Genomic DNA, 6,506 nt, shown 5'->3' with positions numbered 1-6,506 from the left:
GTTCCGCGCGCCCCTTAAGGGGCGCGCGGAACTGCGCGATCAGCCCCCACCGGCCCGCAGCCGACCGACCCCCCGGGACACTCAGCCCGTTTCGACGCCCAGTGTCAGCGTGCCCGCGTAGCCGGATGTCGCCGAGCCGCCCAGCGCGGTGAGGGTCAGGAGGCCCGAGGCGGCGCCTCCGTCGTCGTAGATGGAATCCTGCGCGAGGGTCGTCCGGGGCACGGTGTTGGCGGCGTACGCGGCCACCTCCGCCACGTCCTCGGTGACCGCCTCGTCGAAGAACAGCTGCCCGGTGTGCAGCTCCTGGCCGCCCTCGAAGGAGCCGTCGGAGGTCAGCGTGACGTCGGTGTGCACCTTCACGTGGATGTGGATGCACCGCCCCCGGTACCAGCCGGGATAGACGCTGGTGATCCGGGCGACCCCGTCGGAGCCGGTCAGCACCCCGCCCCGCAGGAACGTCCCGTTGTCCGGCTCGTCGTGCCCGTTGCCCCCGACGAACCCGGAGTACTCGCCGAGCGCGTCGCAGTGCCAGATCTCCACGAGCGCGTTGCCGAGCGGGGCGCACGTGTCGTCGTCGACGACGGTGAGCGTGAGTTTCAGCGGGACACCGGTCTTGTCCTCGCTGACATCGGCACGGACGAGCTGTCCGTCGAGATAGTAGGGGCCTTCGGTCATCTCCTTGGTGAGGGTGCAGACGGCCGCGGCGGCCACGGGGACCGCGGAGGCCGGGCCGGCGGCCGAGGGGCCTTCGGGGGCCGTGGCTCCCACGGTCAGCGTGGCCGCGGTGGCGCCACCGGCGATGAGTACGGTTCGGCGTCGGATCGAAGTCTCTGTCATGGACATGGCACCGTAGAAACGGAATCTGTCGAGGTGCTGTGTGTTCGGCAAAGTGACGAGGCGTCAAGTCGCTTGTGAGACACCTGGGGTGTCGAAACGTTTTCGACGCTTCCCGTGGCCCGAGGGGCTGCGCGAACCGTTGACGCGCAAGGGGTTCGATTCTACTTTCCCGTTCGAAGTGATGGCCGTCGTTCGGTGTCTCGGACGAACCCTGCCCCCCCCACGTGCAGGAGGACCCCCTCATGAGCCGCATCCCCCACAGCATCCGCCGCCGCAGCACCCGCCCCCGCGATGCCCGGCGCCGCAGGACCCGTAGAACGGCCCTGCTCGCCGTTCCCGCGGCGATCCTGCTCGCCCTCGTCCCGGGCACCGCGTCCGCGTACCCGAACCCGGGCACCGTCACCGGCTCGACCGTCGTCCACGACCCGACGATGATCCGCACTCCTTCGGGCCAGTACCTGCTGTACGCCACCGGCGGCGGCCTCGCCCACAGGACCTCGGCCAACCGGATCGCCTTCAGCGCGGGCGGAGACGCCTTCGGCAGCAGGCCGGGCTGGTGGTCGTCGTACGCCACCGAGGCGTGGGCGCCCGACATCTCGTACCGCGGTGGCAAGTACCTGATGTACTACGCCGTTTCGACCTTCGGCTCGAACAAGTCGGCCATCGGGCTGGCTACTTCGCCGACCGGGCTGCCGGGCTCGTGGAGCGACCAGGGGACCGTCTACACCTCCACCACGTCCAGCGACTACAACGCCATCGACCCGAACCTGTTCGTGGACGACGACGGCAAGTGGTGGCTGTCCTTCGGCAGTTGGTGGACCGGGCTGAAGATGATCCAGATCAATCCGTCGACGGGCAAGCAGCTCTCGTCGAACTCCACGCGCTACTCGATCGCCTCCCGCCCGACCGGAACGAAGGCCGTCGAGGCGCCGTCGATCGTCAAACGGGGCGGCTACTACTACCTGTTCGCCTCGTACGACACCTGCTGTGCCGGCGCCGGCTCCACGTACAAGGTCAAGGTGGGCCGGGCCGCAGGTGTCACCGGGCCGTACTACGACAGGAGCGGCGTCGCGATGACGAACAACGGGGGGACGCCCGTGCTGGAGTCGCACGGGCGGTACGTCGGGCCCGGCGGGCAGTCGATTCTGGCGGACTCGGACGGGGACCTGATCGTCTACCACTACTACGACGGCCAGGACAACGGCACGCCCAAGCTCGGGATCAACCTGCTGAACTGGAGTGGTGGGTGGCCTGTCGCCTACTGATGGCGCACCGATCCCCTTCTGGGGAGGCGGGGAACGGGCAGCCCTTAGGGGCGCGGGGAACTGCGCGACCAGCCCCCACTCACCCGCACCCGACGAACCACCTCCCGCGCACAGTTAAGAGGCGCGGGCCCGCGTCTCCCCTCCGAGCGCGGGCCCGCTGCCCCCTGTGCCTGGGCCGGGAGGGTCCTGGACCTCCCGGCCGGCGAGGGCCCCGTTGCGGGATGCGGGGTCCTCGGGCAACCGGTCCGGTGGTCAGCCGACCCGGTCGACAGCGGCGGCCGGCCAGCCGGCGCCGTTCGGCGGGGTGTTCGGCCAGCCGGTGGCCTGCTGCGGCACGGGTTGGGGCACCGGCTGCGGCATGGCCTGGGGCTGCGGTTGCGGGAACCCCTGCGGCTGGCCCTGGGCGGTCACGGCGGTCAGCCCGCCCGGCATGCCCGTCGTGCCACGGGTCTGGGCGGCCGTGAGCGGCTGCGGCTGCCCGGGGATCCCGTTCGCCGCCGCGGTGAACTGCTGGGGCTGCTGTCCCATCATCGGGTTCATGCCGTTGACCGAGGCGGTCAGCGGCTGGGGCTGTCCCATCATCCCGTTCGCGGCGGCCGTGAGCGGCTGGGGCTGCCCGGCCATCCCGTTGGCCGCCGCGGCGATCCCCGGATAGCCCTGCCCGCTGGTCGAACTGACGAGGCGGTCCACCGCCGCCGTACCCGAGCTGTAGCTGGTCCCTGTGCCCAGCTCGGGCACGGCGGCTCCCCTCCTGGTCCCGTAGAGCACCGACTCCATGCCGGACACCAGGCGATGGACGTCCGGCTGGGGGCGCACCACGAGCCGCAGGAAGCGACTGGACGAGCCGATCTTGTTGCCGCACTCGCGGACCAGGATCCGGTGCTCGGTGAGCAGGCGGTCCCGGACCACGGTGCCTTCGGCGCCCACGGGGAGGCGCACGAAGAGGAAGTTGCCCTGCGAGGGATAGACCGTGAGGCCGGGCAGCGTGGAGAGCTGGCGCGCCATGTCGAGCCGGTCGCGGCGCACCATGTGCAGGCTCTCCATGTATTCGGCCCCGTAGTCCTTGAGCATGAAGACCACGGTCTCCGCGAAGGCGTTCAGGTTCCACTTCGGCAGCATCGAGCGGATCTTGCCCGCCAGGCCCGGGTTGGCCACCATGTAGCCGAACCGCACGCCGTGCAGGCCGAAGTTCTTGCCGAGGCTGCGCAGCACGATGACGTTGGGGCGCATCACCGCCTCCTCGACGATGCTCGGCTCGTTCTCCGCGTCGGCGAACTCCAGGAACGACTCGTCGATGACGATCAGATCGAGGTCGGCGAGCGCGTCGCAGAAGGCCAGGATCGTCTGCTTGGGCAGGAAGCCGCCGTCGGGGTTGTTCGGGTTGCAGATGACGGCCGCGCGGGTGCCCCTGGAGCGGATGAACTGGATGTACTGCGCCGGGTCGAGGGCGAAGCCGTTGCTCTCCTGGAGCGGGAACATGTCGACGCGCTTGCCGGTCTCCAGCGGCTGGTCCGTCCAGCGGCCGAAGGTGGGGACGGGGATGGCGAGCGACTCCCGGACCAGCAGGTGGTCGATCCAGGTGATCAGTTCCGTCGAGCCGTTGCCCATCGCCACGCACTGCGGGGGAAGTTGCAGCAGGTTGCACAGCTCGGCGGTGATGGTGTCGGCGCTGCTCGGGTAGTACGTGATGATGTCGCGCAGCCGGTTGGTCAGCTCGTCCATCATCCTGGGCGAGGGAAAGTACGGATTGCACGGGATGCAGAAGTCCACCGGACCCGCCTCCCCGCTCTCGCGTGCCAGCGCTGCCATCGAGGGGCTGTGCGCGCCGGTGCGGAACAGCGAGGTGACATTGTCGGCCATGGACGCTCCGTCCTTGCTTCGGGTGCGGCCCGAGCGGGGATACGCGAGCCGCCCATTAGTACGGGCGGCTGTGTGTCTCTGTTCAACGACTGTGAATCGATGTGGAAGTTGTGAACCACCTGTGAAGACTGGTCACGAGTTGAACGAGTGGACGGTCGTCGAGTGGTACGTCTCGCCGGGCCTGAGCACGGTCGACGGGAACTCCGGGCGGTTCGGCGAGTCCGGGAAGTGCTGGGTCTCCAGGCACAGCGCGCTGCCAGGTCCGTATGCGTGGCCGGCGGGGCCGACGAGGGCGCCGTCCAGGAAGTTTCCGGAGTAGAACTGCACGCCCGGTTCGGTCGTCGCGATCCTCAGGGTGCGGCCGGAGACCGGTTCGCGGAGGGTCGCGAAGTGCTCGGGCCGCTGCGTGAGCCCCTTGTCGAGGACCAGGTTGTGGTCGAAGCCCCTGGTGTGCAGGAGTTGTGGGTCGCTGCGGCCGAGATCCTCGCCGACCGTCTTGCGCGTACGGAAGTCGAAGGCGGTGCCCGTGACTTCGGCGAGTTCGCCGGTGGGGACGAGGCGCGCGTCGACCGGTGTGAAGCGGGACGCGGCGACCGTCAGCTCGTGGTCGTGGACCCGGCCGGCGCCCTCGCCCGCGAGGTTCCAGTACACGTGGTTGGTGAGGTTGACGACCGTGGCCCGGTCGGTGGTGGCCTCGTAGTCGATGCGCCAGTCGCCGTTCCCGGTGAGCGTGTACGTGACCTTCGTCGTCAGCGTGCCGGGGTAGCCCATCTCGCCGTCGGGGCTGGTGCGGCGCAGGACCAGGCCCACGTCGGGGCCGGAGGTGAACTCCTCCACGGCCCACACGTGTTTGTCGAAGCCGTCGGGCCCGCCGTGCAGGTTGTTCCCGCCGTCGTTGACGGGGAGTCGGTGGTCCTCGCCGTCGAGGTTGAACCTGCCGCCGGCGATGCGGTTGCCGTACCGGCCGATGACGGCGCCGAAGTACGGGCTGGACGCCTCGTACTCCTCGATCGTCCCGAGACCGAGCGACACGTTCGCGTACCGGCCGTCGCGGTCCGGGAGTTCCAGGGACTGGACGACTCCGCCGTACGAGAGGACCTTCAGCCGGGTGCCGCCGTTCTCCAGCGACCAGCGGTGGACCTTCGTGCCGTCGGCGAGCGTTCCGAAAAGTTCCTTCACGGTCGTCCTGTCTTCCAACTGTCTTGCAGAGCCTGGCTGCTGCCGCGGTACGCGGAGAAGCCGTACACAGAGAAATGGGGCCCCACGGGCGTGCGCCCGTGAGGCCCCACCGGGGGTGTTACGAGCCGACCTTGCGCTTGTTCCACACGTCGAAGCCGACCGCCGCGAGAAGCACCAGGCCCTTGATGACCTGCTGCCAGTCGCTGCCGACGCCGACGAGGTTCATGCCGTTGTTCAGGACACCGAGAACGACACCACCGATGATCGCGCCGAGGACCGTGCCCACGCCGCCGCTCATCGACGCGCCGCCGATGAACGACGCGGCGATCGCCTCCAGTTCGAAGTTCACACCGGCCTTGGGCGAGGCCGCGTTGAAGCGGGCCGCGAAGACCAGACCCGCCAGCGCCGCCAGCATGCCCATGTTGAGGAAGACCAGGAAGGTGACCTTCTTGTCCCGCACACCGGACAGCTTCGCCGCGGGCAGGTTGCCGCCGATCGCGTACACATGGCGGCCGATGACGGCGTTGCGCATCACATAGCCGAAGCCCACGACGAGGACGCCGAGGATGAGCAGCACCACCGGGGCGCCCTTGTAGCTGGCGAGCATCATCGTCACCGTGAGCACGGCCGCGACCAGCGCCACGATCTTCAGCAGGAAGAGCTTGGCGGGCGGCACTTCGAGAGCGAACTCCTGCTGACGCTTGCGGTCACGGACCTCCTGCAGCACCACGAACGCGATCACGGCGAAGCCGAGCAGCAGCGTGAGGTTGTGGTAGTTCGTGTCCGGGCCGACCTCGGGAAGGAAGCCGTTGGAGACGTCCTGCAGACCCTTGGGGAACGGGCCGATGGTCTGGCCCTCAAGGAAGATCTCGGTCAGACCGCGGAAGAGCAGCATGCCCGCGAGGGTGACGATGAACGAGGGTATGCCGAGATAGGCGATGAAGAACCCCTGCACGGCCCCCGCGGCGGCGCCCAGGAGCAGGCACAGCACCACGGCCACCGGCCAGGCGATGTCGTGGTTGACCATCAGTACGGCCGCCACCGCGCCCACGAAGGCGGTGAGCGAGCCGACCGACAGGTCGATGTGGCCCGCGATGATGACGAGCATCATGCCGATCGCGAGGATCAGGATGTAGCTGTTCTGCAGCACCAGGTTGGAGACGTTGCGCGGCAGCAGCAGGTCGCCGTCCGTCCACACCGCGAACAGCACCACGATCAGGCCGAGAGCGATCAGCATGCCGTACTGCCGCATGTTGCGGCGCATACCGTCGATCATCAGCTGAAGCAGGCCGTCGCCCCCGGTCGAGCCGCCCTTGCCGGCGGGCGCCGGCGCGGGGGACTTGGCGGTCACGTTCGTGCTCATCG

The 6,506-nt window shown here is 69.0% G+C and carries 5 protein-coding genes; 1 reads left to right on the top strand and 4 read right to left on the bottom strand.

Annotated features, from left to right (window positions below; genetic code table 11):
- Positions 1-81 precede the first annotated feature (81 nt).
- Positions 82-843: an intradiol ring-cleavage dioxygenase gene (locus ACFWXQ_RS28290; protein ID WP_383953230.1), complete on the bottom strand. Its 762-nt coding sequence runs from the start codon at positions 841-843 to the stop codon at positions 82-84.
- Between the two features lie 236 nt (positions 844-1,079).
- Between ACFWXQ_RS28290 and ACFWXQ_RS28285 the strand changes: the two genes are divergently transcribed.
- Complete coding sequence (locus ACFWXQ_RS28285; protein ID WP_383953228.1) at positions 1,080-2,102, top strand: arabinan endo-1,5-alpha-L-arabinosidase; 1,023 nt, start codon at positions 1,080-1,082, stop codon at positions 2,100-2,102.
- 252 nt (positions 2,103-2,354) lie between these two features.
- On the opposite strand, the gene ACFWXQ_RS28280 is transcribed toward ACFWXQ_RS28285, so the two are convergent.
- The 3 genes from ACFWXQ_RS28280 to mmsB all read right to left on the bottom strand — a co-directional run bounded on the left by ACFWXQ_RS28280 (position 2,355) and on the right by mmsB (position 6,504).
- Positions 2,355-3,962, bottom strand: coding sequence for an aminotransferase class I/II-fold pyridoxal phosphate-dependent enzyme (locus tag ACFWXQ_RS28280; RefSeq protein ID WP_383953226.1), 1,608 nt, complete (start codon positions 3,960-3,962; stop codon positions 2,355-2,357).
- Between the two features lie 132 nt (positions 3,963-4,094).
- Positions 4,095-5,159, bottom strand: coding sequence for an aldose epimerase family protein (locus tag ACFWXQ_RS28275; protein ID WP_383953224.1), 1,065 nt, complete (start codon positions 5,157-5,159; stop codon positions 4,095-4,097).
- Between the two features lie 100 nt (positions 5,160-5,259).
- Positions 5,260-6,504, bottom strand: a complete 1,245-nt coding sequence (gene mmsB / locus ACFWXQ_RS28270) for a multiple monosaccharide ABC transporter permease (protein WP_383953222.1) — start codon at positions 6,502-6,504, stop codon at positions 5,260-5,262.
- Positions 6,505-6,506 lie beyond the last annotated feature (2 nt).

Origin of the sequence: Streptomyces sp. NPDC058697, from assembly GCF_042715345.1 — a bacterium.
Lineage (GTDB): Bacteria > Actinomycetota > Actinomycetes > Streptomycetales > Streptomycetaceae > Streptomyces > Streptomyces liliifuscus.
This window is presented reverse-complemented; position numbering and strand designations above follow the sequence as displayed.